Here is a 2,113-nt window from a genome sequence, read left to right on the forward strand (position 1 = left end):
ATAGTCGCGCACGAAGCCGTGGGCGTCCAGTTCCTTGGCCGACAGCTCCACTACGACGACATAGTTATGCCCGTGCAGGCGCGCGCATTGATGGTTGGGAGGCAAGGAGGTGAGCTGATGCGAGGCCGAGAAGTGGAATTCCTTGCTGATGTGGAACATTACGCGCGCCTCCTGCGCAGCGCCTCAAGCCAGAAATCGGCGTCCTCGTAGTCGGTGGGATCAGCGTGCCCGGCGAGATGGAACGCTTCGCGCCGCTCGACGCAGGTCCCGCATCGTCCGCAGTGACGCACGCCGCCCTTGTAACAGGACCAGGTCTCAGCAAACGGGGTGCCGTATCTTGCGCCATCCGCAACAATGTCAGCTTTTCCGAGATTCACATACGGTGCATAGAGGCGTATCTGCGCATAGCCGTCGAGCGCGCGGTCTTGCATTGTCTGGAAAGCTTCAATGAAGGCCGGACGGCAATCGGGATAGATGAAATGGTCCCCACCATGCACGGCCGCCGCCACCGCTTCGGCGCTGTGGGCGGCGGCGAGACCGAAGGCGATTGCCAACATGATGGCATTGCGGTTCGGCACCACCGTAATCTTCATCGTGTCTTCGGCGTAGTGGCCGTCCGGCACGTCGATACTGCTAGTCAGCGCTGAGCCGGAAAGGCCACGGCCAATTTCGCCGATGTCGATGATCTGGTGCGGGACCTTCAGTCGCTGCGCGCAAAGAGCGGCGAAGCCCAATTCCTTCCTGTGCCGTTGGCCATAGTCGAAAGATAGAAGGCCGGTGAGTTCGTGCTCCGCTGCCACCATGTGAGCAAGGGAAACGGAGTCCAATCCGCCAGAGCAGACGGCGAGAGTCTTCATCATTGGTATCCTTGTTTTGACCGGGTAAGGCTGCGACCGGAGATTTCTCTGCGCCCCCACTACTCCAGCGACTCAGTTTTGTGAACCGGGAGAATTTGCGCTCAGCCCGATTGGAACGGGAGTGCGTCGCGTCCAACACGCGTGATCAATAAAAGTTGAGCGCTTCAGCAGTTTGTTTCGCATCGCGCCAACTTTCGCAACCTGCTGTCCGATCGTCGACTTCGAGACAAGGTGATGTTCGGCCGACATCGGCTGACTCTTAATTAAGCCGCAGAACACATGTTGGCTTTCTGGCCTTCGCTTGTGCGGTTGGCGAGGGCGACATGGATGCCAGCAAATTTGACATTGGCGACATCCGCCTGGAGAACCCTGCGCGGCGCGATTGAGGCCGCAGGCGAGCCTGCTCTAACTGCCGCCCTACAGTCCCGACTTCAATCCGATTGAGAACGCCTTCGCCCAACCTAAGGCGCTGCTGCGAGCAAAGGCCGAGATAACCATCAAGGCTCTATGGGACTGACGTTGCCCCAGCAGTTTTGAGTTCGTTTCCGGCGTGGGTTGTGCCCTGCTGGGCGGGTGAAGCGACGGGCGCTGGCGCGGAGCCTTTGGCATAGCGCAGCGCGAGCGACCGTCGCGGATTGAAGGTGCTGGCGAACTTGGCCGGGGTCTGCCAGGGGGGAGTGCGGCCGCGCGGTGTTGTAGTCGGCGTGCCACAGGGCGATGGCTACGCGCGCCTGAGCCAGCGAGGTGAACAGCGTCTCGTTGAGCAGTTCATCGCGCAGTCGGCCGTTGAAGCTCTCGATGAAGCCATTCTGCATCGGCTTGCCGGGCGCAATGTAATGCCATTCGACGCGGTTCTGATCCGCCCAGGAGAGGATGGCGTTCGAGGTGAACTCGCTGCCATTGTCGCTGACGATCATCCTGGGCCGGCCCCGCTCGGTGATGAGCCGTCCAATTCGCGGGCAACCCGCATGCCCGAGAGAGACGTATCAACGATGAGTGCGAGGCACTCTCTCGTGCAGTCGTCGACGACGGCCAGGATGCGGAAGCGGCGCCCGTCGGTGAGCTGGTCCGATACGAAGTCGAGCGACCAGCGCTCGTCGGGCCTCAGCGGCACCAGCATCGGCGCCCTGGTCCCGATCGCCCGCTTGCGGCCGCCACGGCGGCGACGGCGAGCTTCTCCTCCCGATAGAGCCGGAACAGCTTCTTGTGGTTCACGACCAGGCCCTCCCGCCTCAGCATCACGAGAAGACGCCGGT

Annotated in this window: 2 protein-coding genes and 2 pseudogenes; 1 reads left to right on the forward strand and 3 read right to left on the reverse strand. The window is 61.7% G+C overall.

Annotation, left to right across the window (positions count from 1 at the left end; all coding sequences use genetic code 11):
- Together EN984_RS32235 and queC are read right to left on the reverse strand one after the other, a co-directional pair.
- On the reverse strand, positions 1–159 hold a 159-nt coding region (locus EN984_RS32235), incomplete at its 3' end, for a 6-carboxytetrahydropterin synthase (protein ID WP_206517534.1).
- Positions 159–857 carry a 7-cyano-7-deazaguanine synthase QueC gene (queC, locus tag EN984_RS32240; protein ID WP_063170389.1) on the reverse strand — a complete coding sequence of 233 codons (699 nt, stop codon included), beginning with the start codon at positions 855–857 and terminating at the stop codon, positions 159–161. The genes queC and EN984_RS32235, both read right to left, overlap by 1 nt.
- A 369-nt stretch (positions 858–1,226) precedes the next feature.
- Here queC and EN984_RS32245 point away from each other — a divergent pair.
- A pseudogene (locus EN984_RS32245) lies at positions 1,227–1,368 on the forward strand (transposase); the annotation flags it as partial.
- Here the strand turns inward: EN984_RS32245 and EN984_RS32250 are convergent.
- Positions 1,363–2,113 (reverse strand): annotated as a pseudogene (locus tag EN984_RS32250) (IS3 family transposase); the annotation flags it as partial. The pseudogenes EN984_RS32245 and EN984_RS32250 overlap by 6 nt on opposite strands.

It is taken from the genome of Mesorhizobium sp. M7A.F.Ca.CA.004.12.1.1, assembly GCF_003997835.1.
Taxonomy (GTDB): Bacteria; Pseudomonadota; Alphaproteobacteria; order Rhizobiales; family Rhizobiaceae; genus Mesorhizobium.